The 21,529-nt window shown below is 68.0% G+C and carries 20 protein-coding genes; 10 read left to right on the top strand and 10 right to left on the bottom strand.

Annotation, left to right across the window (positions count from 1 at the left end; all coding sequences use genetic code 11):
* Nucleotides 1-72 precede the first annotated feature (72 nt).
* From L1787_RS03230 to L1787_RS03205, 6 genes are read left to right on the top strand one after another with little or no spacing between them, the layout of a single operon-like run.
* Nucleotides 73-1,134: an ABC transporter ATP-binding protein gene (locus L1787_RS03230; RefSeq protein ID WP_235707051.1), complete on the top strand. Its 1,062-nt coding sequence runs from the start codon at nucleotides 73-75 to the stop codon at nucleotides 1,132-1,134.
* Nucleotides 1,135-1,145: 11 nt separating this feature from the next.
* A complete protein-coding gene (locus L1787_RS03225; RefSeq protein WP_235707049.1) occupies nucleotides 1,146-2,480 on the top strand; it encodes a sn-glycerol-1-phosphate dehydrogenase in 1,335 nt (444 codons plus the stop codon).
* Between the two features lie 9 nt (nucleotides 2,481-2,489).
* On the top strand, nucleotides 2,490-3,053 hold the full coding sequence (locus L1787_RS03220; RefSeq protein ID WP_235707047.1) for an SIS domain-containing protein: 564 nt from the start codon (nucleotides 2,490-2,492) through the stop codon (nucleotides 3,051-3,053).
* A gap of 4 nt (nucleotides 3,054-3,057) precedes the next feature.
* Complete coding sequence (locus tag L1787_RS03215; protein WP_235707046.1) at nucleotides 3,058-3,828, top strand: SDR family NAD(P)-dependent oxidoreductase; 771 nt, start codon at nucleotides 3,058-3,060, stop codon at nucleotides 3,826-3,828.
* Nucleotides 3,825-4,757 carry an HAD-IIA family hydrolase gene (locus L1787_RS03210; RefSeq protein WP_235707045.1) on the top strand — a complete coding sequence of 311 codons (933 nt, stop codon included), beginning with the start codon at nucleotides 3,825-3,827 and terminating at the stop codon, nucleotides 4,755-4,757. Before L1787_RS03215 ends, L1787_RS03210 begins: the two co-directional genes overlap by 4 nt.
* Before the next feature lie 26 nt (nucleotides 4,758-4,783).
* Nucleotides 4,784-5,641, top strand: coding sequence for a sugar phosphate isomerase/epimerase family protein (locus L1787_RS03205; RefSeq protein WP_235707043.1), 858 nt, complete (start codon nucleotides 4,784-4,786; stop codon nucleotides 5,639-5,641).
* 48 nt (nucleotides 5,642-5,689) lie between these two features.
* On the opposite strand, the gene gbd is transcribed toward L1787_RS03205, so the two are convergent.
* Nucleotides 5,690-6,826, bottom strand: coding sequence for a 4-hydroxybutyrate dehydrogenase (gene gbd, locus L1787_RS03200; RefSeq protein WP_235707042.1), 1,137 nt, complete (start codon nucleotides 6,824-6,826; stop codon nucleotides 5,690-5,692).
* Nucleotides 6,827-6,908: 82 nt separating this feature from the next.
* Nucleotides 6,909-7,202, bottom strand: a complete 294-nt coding sequence (locus L1787_RS03195) for a putative quinol monooxygenase (protein ID WP_235707041.1) — start codon at nucleotides 7,200-7,202, stop codon at nucleotides 6,909-6,911.
* 222 nt (nucleotides 7,203-7,424) lie between these two features.
* On the opposite strand from L1787_RS03195, the gene L1787_RS03190 reads away from it, so the two are divergent.
* Both L1787_RS03190 and L1787_RS03185 read left to right on the top strand, forming a co-directional pair.
* Nucleotides 7,425-8,753, top strand: a complete 1,329-nt coding sequence (locus tag L1787_RS03190; protein ID WP_235707040.1) for an MmgE/PrpD family protein — start codon at nucleotides 7,425-7,427, stop codon at nucleotides 8,751-8,753.
* 8 nt (nucleotides 8,754-8,761) lie between these two features.
* Nucleotides 8,762-9,601, top strand: a complete 840-nt coding sequence (locus L1787_RS03185) for an HTD2 family dehydratase (RefSeq protein ID WP_235707039.1) — start codon at nucleotides 8,762-8,764, stop codon at nucleotides 9,599-9,601.
* A gap of 45 nt (nucleotides 9,602-9,646) precedes the next feature.
* On the opposite strand, the gene L1787_RS03180 is transcribed toward L1787_RS03185, so the two are convergent.
* The 5 genes from L1787_RS03180 to L1787_RS03160 form a co-directional block, all read right to left on the bottom strand.
* Entirely contained in the window at nucleotides 9,647-10,426 is a 780-nt protein-coding gene (locus L1787_RS03180; protein ID WP_235707038.1) for a formate dehydrogenase accessory sulfurtransferase FdhD, read from the bottom strand.
* Complete coding sequence (locus L1787_RS03175) at nucleotides 10,426-10,659, bottom strand: formate dehydrogenase subunit delta (protein ID WP_235707033.1); 234 nt, start codon at nucleotides 10,657-10,659, stop codon at nucleotides 10,426-10,428. The genes L1787_RS03180 and L1787_RS03175 overlap by 1 nt, the downstream gene beginning before the upstream one ends.
* On the bottom strand, nucleotides 10,656-13,499 hold the full coding sequence (gene fdhF, locus L1787_RS03170; protein ID WP_235707032.1) for a formate dehydrogenase subunit alpha: 2,844 nt from the start codon (nucleotides 13,497-13,499) through the stop codon (nucleotides 10,656-10,658). Before fdhF ends, L1787_RS03175 begins: the two co-directional genes overlap by 4 nt.
* A gap of 221 nt (nucleotides 13,500-13,720) precedes the next feature.
* Nucleotides 13,721-15,262, bottom strand: coding sequence for an NADH-ubiquinone oxidoreductase-F iron-sulfur binding region domain-containing protein (locus tag L1787_RS03165; protein ID WP_235707031.1), 1,542 nt, complete (start codon nucleotides 15,260-15,262; stop codon nucleotides 13,721-13,723).
* Between the two features lies 1 nt (nucleotide 15,263).
* On the bottom strand, nucleotides 15,264-15,719 hold the full coding sequence (locus L1787_RS03160; RefSeq protein ID WP_235707030.1) for an NAD(P)H-dependent oxidoreductase subunit E: 456 nt from the start codon (nucleotides 15,717-15,719) through the stop codon (nucleotides 15,264-15,266).
* 372 nt (nucleotides 15,720-16,091) lie between these two features.
* On the opposite strand from L1787_RS03160, the gene L1787_RS03155 reads away from it, so the two are divergent.
* Entirely contained in the window at nucleotides 16,092-16,607 is a 516-nt protein-coding gene (locus tag L1787_RS03155) for an acyltransferase (protein ID WP_235707028.1), read from the top strand.
* Between the two features lie 540 nt (nucleotides 16,608-17,147).
* On the opposite strand, the gene L1787_RS03150 is transcribed toward L1787_RS03155, so the two are convergent.
* Nucleotides 17,148-18,200, bottom strand: a complete 1,053-nt coding sequence (locus tag L1787_RS03150; RefSeq protein WP_235707027.1) for an NAD-dependent epimerase — start codon at nucleotides 18,198-18,200, stop codon at nucleotides 17,148-17,150.
* A gap of 321 nt (nucleotides 18,201-18,521) precedes the next feature.
* Here L1787_RS03150 and L1787_RS03145 point away from each other — a divergent pair, with 321 nt between their 5' ends.
* Nucleotides 18,522-19,082 carry a type 1 glutamine amidotransferase domain-containing protein gene (locus tag L1787_RS03145; RefSeq protein ID WP_235707026.1) on the top strand — a complete coding sequence of 187 codons (561 nt, stop codon included), beginning with the start codon at nucleotides 18,522-18,524 and terminating at the stop codon, nucleotides 19,080-19,082.
* A gap of 65 nt (nucleotides 19,083-19,147) precedes the next feature.
* Here the strand turns inward: L1787_RS03145 and L1787_RS03140 are convergent, their stop codons facing one another.
* Both L1787_RS03140 and L1787_RS03135 read right to left on the bottom strand, forming a co-directional pair.
* On the bottom strand, nucleotides 19,148-19,576 hold the full coding sequence (locus L1787_RS03140) for an OsmC family protein (protein ID WP_235707025.1): 429 nt from the start codon (nucleotides 19,574-19,576) through the stop codon (nucleotides 19,148-19,150).
* Nucleotides 19,577-20,622: 1,046 nt separating this feature from the next.
* Nucleotides 20,623-21,345 carry a GntR family transcriptional regulator gene (locus tag L1787_RS03135; protein ID WP_235707024.1) on the bottom strand — a complete coding sequence of 241 codons (723 nt, stop codon included), beginning with the start codon at nucleotides 21,343-21,345 and terminating at the stop codon, nucleotides 20,623-20,625.
* Between the last annotated feature and the right edge of the window lie 184 nt (nucleotides 21,346-21,529).

Below are 21,529 nucleotides of genomic sequence, written 5' to 3'. Positions count from 1 at the left end.
CAATACAATTGTAAGAAAATGACGGCGCGTCAAACGCATTTTTTGCGCCGTCGGTTCTGGGGAGGGTTGAGAATGTCGGATGTCCGCCTGTCGCATGTCGACAAACACTATGGCGATGCGCAGGCCCTGTTCGACATCTCGCTCGACATCAAAGACGGGGATTTCGTCGTCTTCGTCGGCCCGTCCGGCTGCGGAAAGTCGACGCTTCTGCGCTCGATCGCCGGCCTCGAAGGGATCTCCGCCGGCACCATCAGCATCGGCTCCGAGGACGTCACCCACGTCGCCCCGTCCGATCGCGGCGTCGCGATGGTGTTCCAATCCTATGCGCTCTACCCGCACATGACGGTGCGGGAGAACATGGAATTCGGCATGAAGATCAACGGGGTGGACCGGAAGACCCGGCGCGCCCGCGTCGACGAAGCCGCCCGCATCCTCCAGCTTCAGGACTATTTGAACCGCAAGCCCGCCCATCTGTCCGGCGGTCAGCGTCAGCGCGTCGCGATCGGCCGCGCGATCGTCAAGGAGCCGAAGGTCTTCCTGTTCGACGAGCCGCTCTCGAACCTCGACGCCAAGCTGCGCATCCAGATGCGTGTCGAGCTCGAAGCGCTGCACTCCAAGCTCGGGGCGACGATGATCTACGTGACCCACGACCAGGTGGAGGCGATGACGATGGCCGACACCATCGTCGTCCTCAACAAGGGCCGTGTCGAGCAGGTCGGCCCGCCGATGGAGCTCTATCACCGCCCGCGCACCCAGTTCGTCGCCGACTTCATCGGCGCGCCCGCGATGAACTTCCTCAAGGTCCGCAGCGAGGGCGGCGCCGTCCGCTATAATGGGAACGCCGTCGAGAACCCGCTCCCCTCGGCCCCCGCCGACGTGGTGAGCCTCGGCATCCGGCCGGAGCATATCGAATTGACGCAACCCGGCTCCGGTGCCTTCGATGCGACGATCGAGGTGAAGGAAGCCCTCGGCGGCGAAAGCTATCTCTATGCGATCGCGCCTGAGGGCGAACGCATCGTCGTGAAGACCGGGGGCGACGATCCGACCAAGCACGGCGATGTCGTCGGCCTGAAATTTCCGGCCGAACGCATCCACCTTTTCGGTGCCGACGGCACCAACCTCTCGCTCTCCTGAGGCGCGGCGCCATGGCCAATGTGAACGACATTCTCGGCCCCGCGGTCGAGCGCTCCGATGCGATCGCCGAGATCGCCGTCGGCAATGCGATCCTCGCCGACGCGCCGGCCGTCCTGCGCCGTCATTTCGGCGACGGTCCGGCGATGGTCGTCGCCGACGAGAACACCTTCGCCGCGGCCGGCAAAGCGGTCGTCGAACGGCTCGAGGCCGCCGGCGTCGATGTCGCGACCCACATTCTGCCGGCGCGCCCACGGCCCAAGCCCACCGTCGAGCTCGGCCGGTCGATCGCTGACGCGCTCGGCGATCGCACGCCGATCTCCGTCGGCTCCGGCGTCCTCAACGACGTCACCAAATATGCCGCCCATTCGCGCGACCGGGCCTATCTGTGCATCGCCACCGCCGCGTCGATGGACGGCTACTCCTCCGCCGGCGCGCCGCTCTCCGACCAGGGCTTCAAGAAGACCATCCCCTGCCGCGCCCCGCACGCCATCCTCGCCGATCTCGACGTGATCGCCCGCGCGCCGGCCGAAATGTCCGGCTGGGGCTATGGCGATCTCGCCGGCAAGGTGCCGGCGGGCGGCGACTGGCTGATCGCCGACGCGCTCGGCATCGAGCCCATCGACGACGTCGCCTGGCCCCTGGTGCAGGACAATCTCGCCGGCTGGCTTTCCGCTCCGGGCGCGGTGAAGGCGGGCGAGCCGAAGGCGCTCGCCGACCTTTTTGTCGGCCTCACATTGTCCGGCCTCGCGATGGAGTTTCACGGAACCTCCCGCCCCGCCTCGGGCGCCGATCACCAGATCGCGCACATGTGGGAGATGGAGGGGCTGACGCTCGACGGCGAACGGGTCTCACACGGCGCGTGCGTGTCGATCGGCACGCTCGCCGCGCTCCGCCTGTTCGACTGGCTGCTCGACAAGGACCTCACCGCCCTGCCGATCGACGACGTGGTCGCCGCCGCCGCGTCGATCGACACGAAGCGGGCCGAGATCGCCTCGCTGATGGACGGCACGCTGGCCGAGCGCGCCATCGTGGAGACCGAGGCCAAGCACGCCGATCCCGAGACGCACCGCGCCCGGCTCCACACGCTGAAAGAGACGTGGCCGACGCTGAAGGAGCGGCTCGCCTCGCACCTCAAGCGGACGGCCGAAATGGAACGCCTCTTGCGGGAGGCCGGCGCGCCGACGACGCCGCGGGAGATCGGCATCAACCCCGAGCATCTGCGCACGACGGTCCACGCCGCGCGCTTCATCCGCTCGCGTTACACGATCCTCGACCTCATCGAAGAATGCGGACTTTTCGAAGCCGCGATCAGCGAAGCCCTCGCCGCGCCCGCTTACGTCGCGTAAGAGGGGGCCATGATGGATCCCGTCGACCTTTCCGTGCGCGCGGTGGAGGAGCTCAAGGGCGTCCTCCTCGCGACCAAGCGGAGCGATTTCGAGGCGCTCGTCGAAGCGATCGCCCATGCCCGCACGATCGCCCTTCACGGCGTCGGTCGGGAAGGCCTCATGATGCGCGCTCTCGCGATGCGCCTCTATCATCTGGGGCTCGACGCCCATGTGGTGGGCGACATGTCCGTGCCGCCTTTGCGGGCCGGGGATCTCCTCATCGTCAGCGCCGGGCCGGGCGCCTTCTCCACCGTGGCCGCCCTCCTGGGGGTCGCGCAGTCGGCCGGCGCGGCGACCGCGTGCATCACGGCGCAGCCGGACGGCGCGGTGCCGCAAGCGGCCGACGTCCTCCTCACTTTGCCCGCTCAGACGATGGCCGACGACACTGACGGCGCGGCGACGTCCACCCTGCCGATGGGCTCGCTCTATGAGGGCGCGCAATATCTCGCCTTCGAGGTGCTGGTGCTCATGCTGCGCGACCGCCTCGGCGTTTCGCCGGAGCATATGCGCGCCCGGCACACCAACCTCGAATAGACCGATGGCGGACTGGACACTCCGCTTCAGCCTCGAAGGCCGCAAGGCGCTGATCACAGGCGCCTCGAAGGGTATCGGCGCGGAGATCGCGGCGGTCTTCGCCGATGCCGGCGCCGACATCGTGGCCGTCGGCCGCGACGAGGCCGACCTTGCCGCGACCGCCGCCGCCGTGCGCGGCCATGGCCGCGAATGCCTCACCCTCATCGGCGATCTCGCCGACGCGGAGACGCCGGGCCGGATCGCCGCCGAAGCGCAAGCCGCGTGGGGCACGATCGACATTCTCGTCAACAATGCCGGCGTCGCCCGCATCGCCCCCGCCCTTGAGCTGACCGCCGAGGACTGGGATTTGTCGATGGCCGTCAACGTACGCGCGCCGTTTCTCCTGTCGCGCGCGCTCGCCCCGGCGATGATCGCCCAGCGGTCCGGCAAGATCGTCAACATCTCCTCCCAGACCGGCGTCATCGCGCTCGACGACCACGCCGCCTACGCCTCCTCGAAGGGCGCGCTCAACGCGCTGACCAAATCGCTGATGGCCGAATGGGCGCGGCACAATATCCAGGTGAACGCGATCTGCCCCACCGTCGTCCTCACGCCGATGGGCAAAGAGGTCTGGGGCGAAGAGGACAAGAGCCGGCCGATGATCGAGGCGACGCCGCTGCGCCGGTTCGGCGAGCCGGTCGAGATCGCCGATTGCGCGCTCTACCTCGCCTCGCCCGCATCCGACCTCGTCAACGGGGCGCTCATCATGATCGAAGGGGGCTATTCCTCACTATGACCAACGCCATCGCGCTCAGCCCCGTCGTCGACGCGGAATGGGTCTTCCGCCGCTACGAGTCCGTGCGCGACCGTCTGCCGACCTTGCCCGAGGGAACGCCCGCCACCACCCGCTCGCGTGATCTGTCCACCCTCTTCGACGCCTATGACGTCTTCGTCCTCGACGGATTCGGCGTTCTCAATGTGGGCGAAGCGGCGATCCCGGACGCGGTGAAGCGCATCGGCGAGATGCGGGCGGCCGGCCGCCGCGTCATCGTGCTCACCAATGCCGCGACCAACCCGCCGGCTGGAACGCTCGACAAATATCACCGCCTCGGCTTCGACTTCACGGCCGACGAGATCGTGTCGAGCCGCGATGTGACGATGGCGGCGATGGCGCGCTTTCCTGCCGCCACCCGCTGGGGTGTGACCGCCCACGGCCCCGCTTCGATGGTCGGGCTTCCCGCCAACGCCTTCGCCCTCGGCGAGGACGACGCGAAATATGACGAGGCCGACGCCTTCATCCTCCTGTCCGGCGGCGCATGGGACGGGGCGCTTCACGCCCACCTCGTCGCCGCGCTGAAGCGCCAGCCGCGCCCGGTCCTCGTCGCCAACCCGGATCTCGTCGCCCCGCGCGAGGACGGCTTGTCGATCGAGCCCGGTTATTGGGCGCACGATCTGATGGACGCCACCGGGGTCGCGGCGGAATTCTTCGGCAAGCCGTTCGGCAACGCCTTCGACGCGGTGATCGAGCGGCTCGGCCCGGACGCCCCGCCGCCGCACCGCATGGCGATGGTCGGCGACACGCTCCACACCGACATTCTCGGCGGGCGCGCCGCCGGTTTCGGCACGATCCTCATCACCGATCACGGCATCTTCGCGGGACAGGAGGTCGATCCCTATATCGACGCCTCCGGCATCGTCCCCCACCATATCGTCGAGACGACCTGACACCGACACGAACGAGAGAAACGGCCATGACAGTCACGGGTTTCGGCGTCCACACGAGCCTCTGGTCTCACGAATGGACCCGTGAGGCGGCCGAGAAGAGCGTCGCGGAGGCGACCCGCTTCGGCCTCGACTTCATCGAGATCCCCCTCCTCGACCCGGACGCCGCCGACGCGCCGCACACCCGCGCCCTCCTCGAGCGCGCCGGCCTCACCGCGATCTGCTCGCTCGGCCTGCCGGAAGGCGCGTGGCCGAGCCGTGACCCGGAGGCCGGCATCGCCTTCCTGACAAACGCGATCGACGTGACGGCCGACATGGGCTGCGCCGCCCTCGCCGGCGTCACCTATGGCGGGATCGGCGAGCGCACCGGCGCCCCGCCCACCCGCGCCGAATGGGACAATGTCGCCCGCTGCTTGGAGGCCGCCGCCGCGCACGCCCGCTCACGCGGGATCGAACTCGGGATCGAGGCGGTGAACCGGTACGAAAATCACATCCTCAATCGCGGCGTCGACCTCGCGCGGATGATCGAGACGGTGGGTGCGGACAATCTCTTTGCCCACCTCGACACCTACCACATGAACATCGAGGAAAAGGGGCTCGGCAACGGCATCATCGCCTGCGCGCCGCACCTCAAATATATCCACCTGTCCGAGTCCGATCGCGGCGTTCCCGGCGCGGGCACGATCGGCTGGAACGAGGTGTTCGCCGCGCTCGCCGCCGTCGGCTTCAAAGGCGGCCTCGCGATGGAGAGCTTCATCAATCTGCCGCCGCAGATCGGCGCCGCCCTCTCGGTGTGGCGGCCGGTCGCCGACAGCGCGGAGCAGGTGATGGAGGAGGGCTTGCCCTTCCTGCGCAACCTTTCCCGACAATACGGCCTGATCGACTGATCCCGGCCGGGTGACGCGGGGCCGGCACGGCCGGCCCCACCGCCCGCATCAACCCATCGCGTCTTCGAGGATCGCGACGAAATCCGCCTTCTTGGCGGGGCGCGGATTGGTCGGCGTCGAGTGATCTTCCTCCGACCACTGCGCCACCTGGTCGATCACGTCCGGCGAGACGCCGAGCTCCGACAGGCTCGTCGGCAGCCCGAGATCGCGGTTCAACTGGGTGAAGGTGTCGGCGAGATCGGTCTCCGGCGCGAGATCCATCACCTTGCGCATCTTGGCGTATTTCGCCTCGCAGACCGGCGCGTTGAAGCGCAGGACGGGCGGCATCATCACGGCGTTCAGCGTGCCGTGATGGAGGCGGTATTGCTTCAGTCCGCCGAGCGCGTGGGAGGTGGAGTGGATCGCGCCGAGGCCCTTCTGGAAGGCGAGCGCGCCCTCGACCGCGGCGGCCATCATCTCGGTGCGCGCGTCGATGTTCGACCCGTCGGCCACCGCGGCGCGGATATTCTCCCAAGCCCGCGCGAGCCCGTCGAGCGCGATCCCCTCGGCCGGCGGGTTGAATTTCGGGCTCAGATACGTCTCGACGCAATGGGACAGCGCGTCGACGCCGGTCGCGGCGGTGAGGCGCGGCGGAAGTTTCAGCGTCAGCGCCGGATCGCAAAGGGCGACGCGCGGGATGAGATAGGGCGACAGGAAGCCGAGCTTGCGCTGGTTGCGCAGCGTGATCAGCGTCGCGCGGCCGACCTCCGAGCCGGTGCCCGCGGTCGTCGGCACGGCGATCAGCGGCAGGACGGCGGGCGTCACCTTGGCGACACCGCCGCGGATCGCGGCATAGGTCTCGAGCGGGCCCGGATGGGTCGCGAGCAGGGCGACGCCCTTCGCAAGGTCGATGCTCGACCCGCCGCCGATCGCGACGATCCCGTCCGCGTTGACGCCCTTCAAAAGCTCGAGCGCGAGCTCCGTCGCCTCCTCGGTCGGGTTCTCCGGGGTCTCGGAGAAGACCGGCGTGTCGGCGGCAAGCCCCGCCTTCTCGAACACTTCGGCGATCAACCCGATCGCCACGAGGCCGCCATCGGTGACGATCAACGGACGCTCGATGCCGAACGCGGCAAGCTCCTCTTTCAGTTCGCTGATGGCGCCAACGCCGAAACGGATCTTGGTGAGATAATTGATGAGATCGGACATCGAAGTTTCTTTCGGATGGGCCGGATGACGCCGACCGCGCTGGGAAGGGCGCGACGCCTTGATGGCGCCGCCGGTCCGCGCCTCAATCGAGGACGGTGAAGACGCTGCGGTCCACCGACTGAACCAAGGGGTCGGTGTCTTCGCGGAATGAGGCGTAATGAGCGGTCTCGCGGTGCCGATCGAGGTCGTCCTGGGTCTCGTACACTTCGTAAAGAACCACGCGGTCGCTCGCGATATCGGGTTCCAGAACGTCGAAGCGGAGGCAGCCGGGTTCCTCGCGCAACGTGTCGTCGCGCTGGCGCTTCACCCGCGCCACGAAGTCGGGACGGCAGCCGGGCCGCAACTCGAAGATCGGCAAGATGGCGACTTTGGGCATCAATCCTCCTATCGTCCGGTCCGCTCGAATAGCGGCGCTTCGGCACCGGCGACTCTGGTCGCACTTTTCCTAATCGGTAATCGACGCGGGCGGGCGAGGCAAACGGCACGGCGCGTCGGCGCGCGGATCCATGCATCTTCACAAGCCGCCGGCGAAGCTCGATAACGTGGATCGAGGTTCGGCGCGTATCGCGCGCGCTGCGCCCGCACGAGGAGTTTGTCCATGAACACCGACACGACGATGCACAACATCGTGTCACTCGCCGCCCTCCCCGCCGGCGCGATTTCCGATTCAGCGCGCCAGATGGCCCGGTTCTCCCTGTTCGATTGGATCGTCGCCGGTCGCACCGGGACGGACGAGCCGGCGAGCCGCATCGTGCGCGACATGGTGACGGAGGAAGCCGGCAAGCCGATCGCCGCGGTGTTCGGGGGCAGCGTGCGCGTTCCGCCGCGTGCCGCCGCGCTCGCGAACGGTACGATTTCCCACGCGCTCGACTATGACGACACGCATTTCGCCCATGTCGGCCATCCCTCGGTCGGGATCTACCCCGCCGCGCTGGCGGTGGGCGAGGCCGTCGGCGCGCCGGCGAGCGATATCGTCGACGCGTTTCTCCTCGGCGCGGAAACGGCGTGCCGGGTCGGCATGGTGCTCGGCCGCAAACACTATCTGCGCGGCTTCCACCAGACCGCGACCTCCGGTGCATTCGGCGCGACCGTCGCGGCCGGCCGCCTGCTCGGCCTCTCGAAGGAGGAGATGCGCAACGCGCTGAGCCTCGTTGCGACGCGCGCCTCCGGCCTCAAGTCGCAGTTCGGCACCATGGGCAAGCCGTTCAATGCCGGCATCGCCGCCTCCAACGGCGTCGAGGCGGCGCTTCTCGCACGACGCGGCCTCGTCTCGGCCGATGACGGGTTCGGCGGGCCGCAGGGCTTCTTCGCCACCCACTCCGACGAGGCGCCGGACCTGTCCGCCTGGGAGGCGATGCCGCCCGAGCGCTTCATCTTCGAGGATGTGAAGTACAAGCTGCACGCCTGCTGCCATGGCACGCACGCGATGATCGAGGCCTTGCAGACCGCCCGGCGTGCACGCCCGATCGACCCGGCGGCGATCGAGCGGATCGACATCAACGTCAATCCCCGCTGGCTCGATGTGTGCGACATCAAAGCCCCGCGCACCGGCCTCGAAGCAAAATTCAGCTACTGCGTCCTCGCCGGCATGGTGGTGAACGACATCTCCACCGCCGCGGACGACGCCTATACCGAAGCGGTCTGCGTCGATCCGGCGGTCACGGCGATCGCCCACCACGTGTTCGTCACCGGCGATCCGAGCATCTCCGACACCGCGACCACCGGGCAGATCGTTCTCGGCGGCGGCGAGACGATCGCGATCGCCCACGATCTCGCCGATCGCCTCCCGGTCGACATTCTCGAAAACGGCCTTCGCACCAAGGCCGAAACGCTGCTCGGCAAGGCGGCCGCGGAGGCCATCTGGAGCTCGGTCGACAGCATCGATGTCCGCTCCGCGCAGGATATCGGCCACCTCCTGAACGCCTGAGTCGCCCGATGGAGGACAAGACCGCTCTGTGGATCGGCCGGACCTCGCGGCGGGAGGACATCGTCACCCACCGCCTGGTCGACCAATTCGTCGCGACACTCGCCCCCCACCTCGCCGGCGGGGTCGAGGTGCCGCTGGGGCTCCTCTGGTGTCTCGCGCCCGATGCGCTGCCGGCCGCCAATCTCGGCCGTGACGGGCATCCGCGCCTCGGCATCGTGCTGCCCGATCTCGGCTATCAGCGGCGGATGTGGGCGGGCGGCGAACTCATCTTCGAGGGCGGCCGGCTCGCGCTCGGCGATACCGTTATCAAGACGTCGACGATCGACGATATTTCGTTCAAATCCGGCCGCAGCGGCCGCCTCGCCTTCGTGACGCTCGCCCACCGCTACGAAGCCGGCGGCGCATTGGTCCTGACCGAGCGCCAGGACATCGTCTATCGCGACGATCCCGATCCGAGCGCCCCGCCGCCGCGCGCCCCCACGCCGGCCGCGCCCGCCCCGGACGGCGCGTCACGCCTGTCGATCGAGACGACGCCGACGCTGCTTTTCCGGTACTCCGCCCTCACCTTCAACGGCCACCGGATTCACTACGACGCGGCCTATGCGAGCGAGGTGGAGGGCTATCGCGGCCTCGTCGTCCATGGGCCGTTGCAGGCGACGATGATGTTGAACCTCGTCGCCGAGCGGCTCGGCCGCCCGCCGCGCCGCTTCGCCTATCGCGGCCTGTCGCCCCTCATCGCCGGCGGCACGATGACCGTCGAGGCCTTCGAGGCCGAGGACGGTACGCTCATCGCCCGCGTCCTCTCGCCCGATGGGATCGAGACGCACCGCGCGACGGCGGAGCGCTAGAGCGGCCACCGGCAGGCCGGCCGCCATCGCCGCTCTGCCGGCACGCTAGACGACGCGCAGCACCGAATCGGCTCGGGCGAGGACATAAAGCGGCAACTTCGCCGCTTTCGCCCTATCGAGGGCGAGCGTCGTCGGCGCCGAGATCGTGACCAATGCGCCGATCTCGGCCGTCACGGCCTTCTCCACCAGTTCGTAGCTACATCGCGCCGACAACAGCGCGAAGAGCGGCCCTTCGAGACCGCACCGAGCCCGCGCGCCGATCGCCTTGTCGAACGCATTGTGGCGGCCGACATCCTCGCGAACGAGCGCGATCGTTCCGTCCGGCCGGCAGAGCGCGGCGGCGTGGACGGCGCCGGTCGCCCGGCCGAGCGTCTGGTGGTCGGAGAGCGCCGCGCGCGCCGCGAAGATCACGCTGCGGCTGAGCGACAACGGAGACGGGATCGGCGGCAAAGCGCGGTTCACGATCTCGAGATTCTCGATCCCGCAAAGGCCGCAACTCGATTCGGCGACACGCCGGCGCGCCCGCTCGAAGACCGGCGCGGCCGCCTCCGCCGGCAGGTTCGCGCGGGCGATGATCCCGAATTCGTTCTCGTGGATCGCGATATCGTCGAACGTGCCCTTCGGCGGCAGTAGGCGCTCGGCGATCGCGAAGCCGGTGACGAAATCCTCGAGCGCCGACGGGCTCGCCATCATCACCGCATAGCTGATGCCGTTGAACTCCAGAGCGACGGGGGTTTCGAGCGGCACGCCACGGGTGCGCGCGGCCGGGGCGCGGCCGTCGGAGAAGATCTCCTCGAACGTATCCTCGCGATGATCCTTCGCCATCATGCGGGCCGGGGCGGTCCCTGATCGCGCAGGATCTCCACCGCGCGGCGGGCCGCGGGAAGCATGTCCTCGCCCCCTTCGGCCACATGATCGAGAATGATTTGGCGCATCCGAGGATCCCAGAATTTCGCAATATGGTCCGCCGTGGCGCGGGCCGCCTCGTCCTCAGAGCCGGCGGCGATGCTTCGCGCGATCTGGTTCGCCATGTGCACCGTCTTCTCGGCCGTGATCACTCGGCAGGCTCCACGTCCTCGACGCGGCGGGCGCGGTCGCTGAATTCCCGATAGGCCGACTGCCAATCGGTCGGCCCGTTGGACGCCGTCACCTCAACCGCCGTCACTTTATATTCGGGGCAGTTCGTCGCCCAGTCCGAAAACTCGGTGGTGACCACGTTCGCCTGCGTCTGCGGATGATGGAAGGTCGTGTAAACGATCCCCGGCGCGACGCGATCGGTGACGAGGGCGCGCAGCGTCGTCTCCCCCGAACGGCTCGCAAGGCGCACCCAATCGCCGGACTTCACCCCGCGATTGTCCGCATCGCTCGGATGGATCTCGAGCACGTCGCCCTGGTGCCAGATCGTGTTCGCCGTCCGCCGCGTCTGCGCGCCGACATTATATTGGCTGAGAATCCGCCCGGTCGTGAGGAGCAACGGGTAGCGCGGCCCGGTTTTCTCATCGGTCGGCACATAGTCCGTGACGACGAACTTGCCCTTGCCCCGCGTGAACGCCCCGACATGCATCACCGGCGTGCCCTCCGGGGCGGCCTCGTTCACCGGCCATTGCAGGGAACCGGCCGCATCGAGCTTGGCAAAGCTCACGCCGCGAAAGGTCGGGGTGAGGCGGGCGATCTCGTCCATGATTTCGGAGGGGTGGGTGTAGTTCCAATCGAGCCCCAGCGTCTGGGCGAGCTTTTGCGTCACCTCCCAATCTTCGAGCCCCGCCGGCGGCTCCATCACCTTGCGCACCGGCTGGATGCGGCGCTCGGCATTGGTGAACGTGCCGTTCTTTTCGAGGAAGGTGGAACCCGGCAGAAAAACGTGCGCGAAATTCGCCGTCTCGTTCAAGAAAAGATCGTGGACGATGACACACTCCATCGCCTCGAGCCCCTCCGCGACATGGCGCGTGTTGGGATCGGACTGGAGGATGTCCTCGCCCTGAATGTAGATCGCCTTGAAGGCCCCATCGACCGCCGCGTCGATCATGTTGGGAATGCGAAGCCCCGGCTCCGGGTCGAGGGCGACGCCCCAATCGGCGGCGAAGGCGGCACGCGTCTCGGGGTCGGAAATGTGCCGGTAGCCGGGCAATTCGTGCGGGAACGATCCCATATCGCACGAGCCTTGGACGTTGTTCTGCCCGCGCAACGGATTCACGCCGACGCCGGGCCGGCCGAGATTGCCGGTCGCCATCGCAAGGTTCGCGATCGCCATCACCGTCGAGGAGCCTTGCGAATGCTCCGTCACCCCGAGACCATAATAGATCGCGCCGTTGCCGCCGGTCGCGTAGAGCCGCGCCGCGCCGCGCACATCGGCCGCCGGCACGCGCGTCACCGCCTCCAGAAATTCCGGCGAATGCTCCGGCCGGGCGACAAAGGCCGCCCACTCGCGATACTCGTCCCAATCGCACCGCTCACGGACGAACGCCTCGTCGACGAGGCCTTCGGTGACGATCGTGTGCGCCATCGCGCTCAGAAGCGCGACGTTGGTGCCGGGCTGCAAGGGCAGATGAAAGGCCGCCTCGATGTGCGGGGTCCGCACCAGATCGATCCGCCTCGGGTCAACGACGATCAGCTTCGCCCCCTGCCGCAGACGCTGCTTGATGCGGCTTGCGAAGACCGGATGCCCGTCGGTCGGATTCGCGCCGATCACCATGATGATGTCGGCGGCGGCGACGCTGTCGAAATCCTGCGTGCCGGCGCTCGTGCCGAAGGTCGCCTTCAACCCGTAGCCGGTCGGCGAATGGCAGACGCGGGCGCACGTGTCGATGTTGTTGTTGCCCATCCCGGCGCGCACGAGCTTCTGGACGAGATAAGTCTCCTCGTTGGTGCAGCGGGAGGAGGAGATGCCGCCCACGGCGCGCATCCCGTAGGTCGCCTGCACACGGCGGATTTCGGAGGCGGCGTAAGACAGCGCCTCGACCCAGGAGACCGGCCGCCACGGCTCGTCGATCGAGCCGCGGATCATCGGCGTCGTGATCCGGTCGGCGTGCTTGGCGTAGCCGTAGGCGAAGCGCCCCTTCACGCAGCTATGGCCGTGATTGGCCTTACCCTCCTTCCACGGTACCATCCGCACGAGCTGCTCGCCCCGCATTTCGGCGCGGAACGTGCAGCCGACGCCGCAATAGGCGCACGTCGTCACCACCGCTCGTTGCGGCAGGCCGATTTCGCTGACGGACTTTTCGGTGAGCGTCGCCGTGGGGCAGGCTTGGACGCACGCCCCGCATGAGACGCATTCGGAGGAGAGGAAGTCGTCGACCGGCGTCCCGGCGGATACGATAGAGGCGAACCCTCGCCCGTCGATCGTGAGGGCGAAGGTACCCTGCACCTCGTCGCACGCGCGCACGCAACGCGAGCAGACGATGCACTTCGCCGGATCGAAGTCGAAATAGGGGTTCGAGCCGTCGGGCGGCATCGCGAGATGATTCTCGCCGTCATAGCCGAAGCGGACATCGCGCAGGCCGACCGCGGCCGCCTGGTCCTGCAACTCGCAGTCATTGTTGGCGCTGCAGGTGAGGCAATCGAGCGGGTGGTCGGAGATATAGAGCTCCATCACCCCGCGCCGCAGCCGCGCGAGCCGGTCGGACTGGGTCTTGACCACCATGCCCTCGCGCACCGGAGTGGTGCATGCGGCCGGCGTCCCGCGCGTCCCCTCGATCTCGACGAGGCAAAGGCGGCAGGAGCCGAACGCCTTCATATTGTCCGTGGCGCAGAGCTTCGGGATATCGTTGCCGAGAAGGGCGGCGGCGCGCATCACGCTGGTGCCGGCCGGCACGCGGACGGTCGCGCCGTCGATGGTGAGGGCGATGTGCGGGCCGGCGCCCGGCGGCGTTCCGAGATCGTGCTGCGGGCCATAAACCATGCTGCCTCTCCCTCCGTCGAGGCGCGGCATGTCGGGCGCTTCGGCCGTCCGACCGCCCCTCCTCGTCATGTGTCGCGGCTCGCCGGGTCGCTGTCCGAATCGCCGCCGGCCTCGCGGGCCGCACTCTCTGGGGAGCCGTCACGGCGGGGCCGAGGGGCTCCTACCACATCATATAAGGGCTCACGGGGGTTTATCATCGCCCGCGGGCCCCGATCACGCATCTATTCGGCCGCCACCCGCCGTTCGGGATCGAGCCCGAAATCCTCCGGCCAATGGGTGAGCGCGCTCAGCACCGGATAGGGCGTGAAGCCGCCGAGCGCGCAGAGCGAGCCGAATTTCATCGTCTCGCAAAGGTCGGTCAGGAGGGCGACCTCCTCGGCGAGATTGCGCGCGGTGGGGCGCGCATTGTGGATCTGCGGCAGCCGCTCGACGGGATCGACCGGCCGGCCGCCGGCGCGGATACGGTCCAGCGTCTCACGGCCGCGGATCGCGCCGATGCGGCAGGGGGTACACTTGCCGCAGCTCTCGACGCTCGCGAAATGCATGGAGAAGCGGGCCTGGGCCAGCATGTCGGCCGTGTCGTCGAAGACGACGATGCCGCCATGGCCGATCAGCCCGTCGGCCTCGGTGAAGGCTTCATAGTCGAACGGGAGATGGAACATCGAGGGCGGATGATATGCGCCGAGCGGCCCGCCGACCTGCACCGCCTTCACCGGCCGCCCTGTCGCCGTGCCGCCGCCGATCTCGTGGACGAGCTCGCCGAGCGTGATGCCGAACGGCGCCTCGAACAGGCCGCCATGGCGGATATTGCCGGCGAGCTGGATCGGCATCGTCCCGCGCGAGCGGCCGTGGCCGAACATGGCATAGCGCGCGCCGCCATCGGCGAGGATATGCGGGACCGCGGCGAGCGTCAGGACGTTGTTGACCACCGTCGGCTTGCCGAACAGCCCCTCGACCGCCGGAAGGGGCGGCTTCGCGCGCACCTCGCCGCGCCGGCCCTCGATCGAATTGAGGAGCGAGGTCTCCTCGCCGCACACATAGGCCCCGGCGCCGACGCGCACCTCCACTCGGAACGGGGCGATGATGTCCGCGGCGGCCTCGATCGCGCGGGTGAGCTTGGCGATCGCCTGCGGATATTCCGAGCGCACATAGATGAAGCCGTGCATTGCGCCCACCGCGAGCCCGGCGATCGCCATGCCTTCGAGAAGGGCGTAGGGATCGCCCTCCATCAGCATACGGTCGGCGAACGTGCCGCTGTCGCCCTCGTCGGCATTGCAGACGATGAATTTGCGCTCGCTCGCGGCCTCGGCCACCGTCTTCCACTTGATGCCGGCGGGAAAGCCCGCGCCGCCGCGGCCGCGCAGTCCGCTCTTCGTCACGTCGTCGACAATCGCCGCGGGGCCGATGGCGCGGGCACGGGAGAGGCCGGCCCAGCCGCCCGTGGCGACATAATCCTCGAGGCTTAGCGGCATGGTGAGGCCCGCCCGCGCGAATGTCAGCCGCTCCTGCCGCGCGAGGAACGGATGGTCGGCGATCGGCCCGATCGAAAGGCGGCGGTCGCCGGCGAGGATGGCCGGAATGTCGGCCGGCGTCACCGGACCATAGCCGATGCCGTCGATGTCCACGAGCGGCTCGAGCCAAAGCATCCCGTAGCTCGACGTGCGCACGATCTCCGCTTCCGGCGCATGGCCGGCGAAAGCGGTGGCCACGGCGTCGGCGCCGCAGGCGATAGCGGCCGCGTCATCGGGTATCGCGATACGCATCTCAGAGCTCCTCGACGAGGCGCGCAAAGGCCGTTTCGTCGAGCCGTGCGTAGGGCGTCGTCCCCACCATCGCCGCCGGTCCGATCGCGCAGAGGCCGAGACAATAGACCGGCTCGACCACCGCACGTCCGGCCGCGAGTGCCTCCGCCTTCGCCGCGAGCGCTTCCGCACCGCGCGCCTGGCACGCCTCGGCGCGGCATAGCTTGACGACCGGTCGCTCGGCCGGCGTGTCGCGGAAATCGTGATAGAAGCTCACGACCCCGTGGACCTCGGCACGGGTGAGGTTCAACGCCTCGGCGACATGGCGCTTGGCCGCCTCGTCGACCGCACCGAACGTCGCCTGGATGTCGTGCAGGATCGGCAAGAGCGGTCCGTCACGGTCGCGATGCGCCGCGATGATCGCATCGAAGGTATCGACGCTGCTCCTCAACGCTTCGGCTCCCGAAATCGGGCGCATTGATTGCGCCTTCCCTTTGGTCCTCCATTCTAGATGCGCTCCGAGACGCGACGCAAGCATACGATGATCAAAGCACGATCACAACCTATCATTGCTTTTTATGTTGACAACACCGCCTGTGGCTGCGCAGCTTAGGACAACCAATCGTTGACACCGAGGGGCCCGTGGGGCCCGGCGCCGCATTCGGCGCGCCAAGGCTTGGGGACGCTGATGTCTCGCCACAACGACCATTCCGTCGCCAAACCCGCTTCTCCCGGCCGAAAAATCCGCCGGGACGGCGTGGCGAAAGGCCCGGCTCTCCCCCGTTTTCGCGCGGACCTCCTCCGCGCGACGTGCCCTCTCTTCTGGCGCCATGTCGGCCCCGGAGCACTCGTGTTCGGCAACATGCGACACGTCGGCCTCTGCCTCGACATCACCATCGGTTCGGACTGTATCATCGGCCCCGGCGTCCGGCTGGAAACGGGCCGGTCCGGAACGATCATCGTCGGGGACGACACGCTGCTCGATGCTGGGTGCGCGCTCGTCGCACGCCGCCTCGTCAGCATCGGCAGCAACGTCGCCCTCGCCGACGGCGTCATCGTGAGCGACGATGCCGCCCGCATCCGCACGGTCGGAACCGGCGCTCCCCGCGGATCCACCGCCGTGGTGATCGGCGACAATGTGCTTGTCGGCCGCAACACCCGCATCGGGCCGGGTACTCGCCTCGGCGCGGGAACCGTGGTGGCGCCCAACAGTGTGGTTCAGGGCGTGTTTCCGCCGAACGTCTATCTTTGCGGCGTCCCGGCGACGGTCCACGGCACCGCGGTCACGCCACCGCCTCGTCCTCCCATGCGCGCCTCGACAGCGCATCGACATGGCATCGGGCGCCATGCCCATCATGTCGGATAGAGCCCATCATGTCGGATAGAATAGTCGGCCGCCTCGCCCGCCCGCCGCCCGTCACGCGGCCTGGCGGCGGCGCCACGGCCTCCAATTGAGCGCCCGAGAATGGCCGCGACGCCGCCGCCTCCCTACGCCGCAATCGAACGGTCCGAAGCCGGCCGACGAACGCCCACCGATCCGAGATGGCGCGCCATATGAAGACCGCCGATGCCGAGATCTTTTCGCCCAAAGCCGAGACGGCGCTTCGCGCGCCCCGATCGACCCTTTAGGTGGCAGCGAACCGTCATCCGGCCACATTGCCGGCTCCGCGCCTCGCAGCCTGAGGGAACCACGCCGCGGCCCTCGTGCGCCGCGCGTTACGAAGCCGCGATCGCGCAGGCCGCAATCTCGTCAACAGCCTCGTCCGCAGCGACTTTGCCCGCCGCCCGTCCGGCAAACCGGCCGAGCGCGAATACATCACCCTCACGGCGACGCCGCATCGCCAAGAACGGCTCTTGCCGGCCACTCGGTGAACCTTGCTCCCCCAGACGCATCGCCCGTTCCGGCCTACCCGCGCGGGCCCGACGGTCCGGCCGCCGTCTCGCCATAATAATCGAGGTACCAGGCGACGAACGCGGCAACGCCCGTCGCGACCGAGGTCTCCGGGCGGTAGCCGACGGCCGCCTCCAAGGCGGAGGTGTCGGAGAAGGTGTCCGGAACGTCGCCGGGCTGCATGGGAAGGAGTTCGCGCGTCGCCTTGCGGCCGAGCGAAGCCTCGAGCGCGTCGATATAGGCCGACAGCGTGACCGGATCGCTGTTGCCGATATTGAACAGGCGGAACGGCGCGTTCGACGTCGCGGGATCGGGAGCGGCCGGGTCGAAGCCATCCGCGGGCGCCGCCGGCGTATCGCTCGCCCGGATGACACCCTCGACGATATCGTCCACGAAGGTGAAGTCGCGGGAGTGGTTGCCGTGATTGAACACCGGGATCGGCTCGCCCGCGAGGATCTTCCGCGTGAAGAGAAACAGCGCCATGTCGGGCCGCCCCCACGGGCCATAGACCGTGAAGAAGCGCAGCCCCGTCGTCGGCAGGCGGAAAAGGTGGCTGTAGCTGTGCGCCATCAACTCGTTCGCCCGTTTGGTCGCGGCATAGAATTGGAGCGGGTGATCGACGCCTTGATGCTCGCTGAACGGCAGCGTCGTGTTCGCCCCATAGACCGAGGACGTCGACGCGTAGGTGAGGTGACCGACGGCATTGTGGCGGCAGGCTTCCAAAATGTTGGTGAAGCCGACGAGATTGGACTGCGTGTAGGCGCCCGGATTGACGAGGCTGTGCCGGACGCCCGCCTGCGCCGCGAGGTGGATCACCCGGTCGAACCCATGCTCGGCGAAGGTGGCGCTTACCGCCGGCGCATCGGCGACGTCGGCCCGCACGAAGCGGAAGTCGGCGCCGAGGCGTTGGGCCGCCTCTGCGAGAAGGGCAAGACGGGCCTCCTTCAGCGACACGTCATAATAGTCGTTCACATTGTCGTAGCCAACGACGCTGTCGCCACGCTCGAGAAGGCGCCGCGCGGTGTGAAAGCCGATGAAACCCGCCGCGCCGGTGACCAGAACCTTCATCGTCCCTCCTCTCGCGGCCGCATCGCCGTGTCCCGCCGCCTCATCCTCCATGAGCGCGCCGTGCGGCGCAAAGGTCAATTCCGCGGCCCGCAGATCGCGACGCGGCGCGGGCCGCGAGCCGCCAGCCGCCGCGTCGGACAAATCGCCCGCGAAACCGCGATTTCAGCCTCCGTGACCCGGCCCGCCCGCGTCAGCGACATGGTGACGCCCTCGCCCCAACGGCCACCGCCGAACGGAACGAATTGCCGTGATGCTCGCTTCGACCCACAGGCGCCCCGAGCGACCGCGGCCGCATGGGGCGCGTCAGGCAAGGAGTTGGCCATGACCGATATCAAGAACGCCAAGATCGCCATCCTCGCGACCGACGGCTTCGAAAAGTCGGAGCTCTTCGAGCCGAAACGGCAGCTGAGCGAAGCGGGGGCGGAGGTGGTCGTGATCGCCCCTGAGGCGGGATCGATCCGCAGCTGGGACAAGACCGATTGGGGCGAGAGCGTCGACGTCGACCTCGCGCTCTCCGACGCCCGCGCCAGCGACTATGACGCGCTCGTCCTGCCCGGCGGGCAGATCAATCCGGACGTCCTGCGGACCGTTCCGGCCGCCGTCCGGTTCGTACGCGACGCCTATAATGCCGGGATTTCGATCGCCGCGATCTGCCACGGGCCCTGGATGCTCGTCGAGGCGGGGATCATCGCGGGCCGGAACGTGACGTCGTATCACTCGATCAAGACCGACGTCGCGAACGCCGGCGGCGTGTGGCACGACGCCAAAGTCGTCGCCGATCAGGGCATCATCACGTCCCGCAATCCGGGAGACCTCGACGCCTTCTGCGAAAAGATCATCGAGGAGATCGGCGAAGGGCGGCATATGCGTGTCGCCGCCTGAGGCGATCCGGGTGCGATGTCGAACGGTCGGCGCAGGCGATCCGCGCCGACCGTATTCGTCAGAGATCAGCCCGCCAACTTCGCGTCGAGCGTGATCTCCGCCTTGAGGAGCTTGGAGACGGGGCAATTCTCCTTCGCGCCCTTCGCAAAGCTCGCGAACTCGTCGGCCGTGACGCCCGGCACGGTCGCCTTCGTCACGAGATCGACCTTGGAAATCGAAAAGCCCCCCTCGACCTGATCGAGCTGAACGGTGGCGGTGGTGTCGATCTCGGTCGGAGGATGCCCCGCCTGCGAAAGCGCATTGGACAGCGCCATCGTGAAGCAGCCCGCATGCGCCGCGGCGATCAACTCTTCCGGATTGGTGCCGGTGACACCCTCGCCGAAGCGGGTCTTGAAGGAATAGGGCGTGTCGTCGAGGACGCCGGAGGGGCTCGAAAGCGCGCCGCCTCCATCCTTGAGCGACCCCTTCCAGACGGCCGAAGCACTCCGTTTCATGCATTTGCTCCCATGATTGGACGGCGGATCCCGTCCGGTCAGCAGTCGGGCGCGCCTTTCGGCAACGCTCAGAATGCAACATAGGCGGCGGATGGGATTTGTCGCCAGGTCTGTCTCGGTCGTGGCCTCATGGCGGCAAAATCCAAAGCGGGAGGATACGAGGGCGACGGCTGCCATGGGGTGGGCGCCGGCTTGTCGAACCGGGTCGCGACGCGGCGAACGCGCTTGGATGTATTGAAGCCGCGTTCGCCGAGGTTGTGCCGTCGGCCGTGTTCCGACGCGATGCTGCGGATGACGCGAAGGTCACGCGGGCGCGGGATGCGCGCGGTCGCGGCGTGCGGCGCACCAGTCGATGAGTGCCTTCGCGCTATGGCCCTTGCGCCGATATCCGGCGCAAGGGCCAAGCCGTCCAAGAGGACCAAGGCGGTCGCCCTATCCGCCGCTTGGCCAGGGTTCAGGAAGCGAACCGGCAGGCGACGTGCGTTGACGACAGCGTGGAGTTTGGCCGCCAATCCTTCACCAAAAGGGTCGATAGCGTGATGCGAAACCCCTGTTTGCGCAGGCGAGGCGGTCGGGCCTCACAATCGAGCTGCGGGTGAGCTTCAACGCAGCCGGCTCCTCCCGAGCCAGCGCCTCGAACAGCGCCAGCCACATACCGCGATTGGTCCAACCTGTTGCAGCGGTTGTGGAGCAGCGTTTAAGGCCGGTACCGAGCGGGCAGATCGCTCGATGGCGAGCCAGCGCGCAAAAGCCCGAAGGTGCCGTTCGGAACGCGCCAATCGTCGCCCCTCTGCTGGCACGGCGGCGCCAATGGCAAGAGGAGTTTGACGAGCGGCAACCCGATATCGCTCAAATCGTAACGCGTCCCGTCCAGACACCCGAACGCCGAGAGTTTGAATCACGCGGCTGCGCCCATGGGAATCGCTGACCATGAGTTCAGCATTTCAGCGGGCCGCGGGCCTCAGGCGATTTTGAAATGCGGTGCGCCGCACGGTCCGCGATTGCGGCCGCACGCTGCCGCAACGATCGCCGGCGCCGTCCGCCCGTCAGGCCGGAGAGAAGGCGTCCGGAAAGCGCACGCGCAGCTTCTCGATCCGCGCGATCGTGCTGTTGAGATGCGCGCGCATCGCGGCCGCCGCCGCGTCCGGATCGCGCGCGCGAAGCCCCTCCATCACCGCGCGATGCTCCTCCACCACGATCTGCATCCGCTCCGCCGTCGGCTCCTCGAGCCGCCGCGCGCGGGCGAGGTGGCCGGAGCGGCCGACGAGCATCGTGTGGATGCCGTGATGACCGACGGTCGCGAAGAGCTGGCCGTGAAAATCACGATCGAGCTCGTAGAAAATGAGGATCTGGTCGATGTGGCCGGCGAGCGATTCATGCATCCGCATCCGCGCCTCGATCTGCCGGAGCGCCTCCTCGCTCGCCCCCGCCGCGATCTGACGGGCGACCTCGATCTCCACCGCGGTGCGGAGGAAATGGGCCTCGAAGAGTTCCGCCGCGTCGATCCGCGTCACCACCGTGCGGGACTGCGGGAAGGTGCGCACGAGGCCGTCTTGATCGAGCCGCTGGATCGCCTCGCGGATCGGGGTCTGACTGACGCCATATTCGCGAGCGAGCGCGGCGCGCGACAAAATCGTGTCCGGCACGATCTCCATGTTGACGATCCGGTGGCGCAAATCCTCGTAGACGCGCCCGCCGGCCGCGCCGATCGCACCGCCGGCGGGAAGGGCGCGCAAGACCGCGCTGTCCACCTTGCTGTGCTCGCTCACCCGCGTCCGCCCTTCGTTGGTCCCATCACGCCCCCGTATCTGCCACACCCGCCGCCGTTCGTCACCGCTGACTGGTGCATCTAATATATTACTTCACTTGAACCCTATTGCCACGCACGCTAGGAATTCGAAAAATGTACAACCGCCACGGATGCGGGATGCGATCGGCGGAGATGGGCGCGGC

Source organism: Acuticoccus kalidii (assembly GCF_021556395.1).
In the GTDB taxonomy this organism is placed as follows: Bacteria; Pseudomonadota; Alphaproteobacteria; order Rhizobiales; family Amorphaceae; genus Acuticoccus; species Acuticoccus kalidii.
Note: the sequence above shows the minus strand (reverse complement) of the source record. Positions and strands in the feature narration are given on the sequence as shown.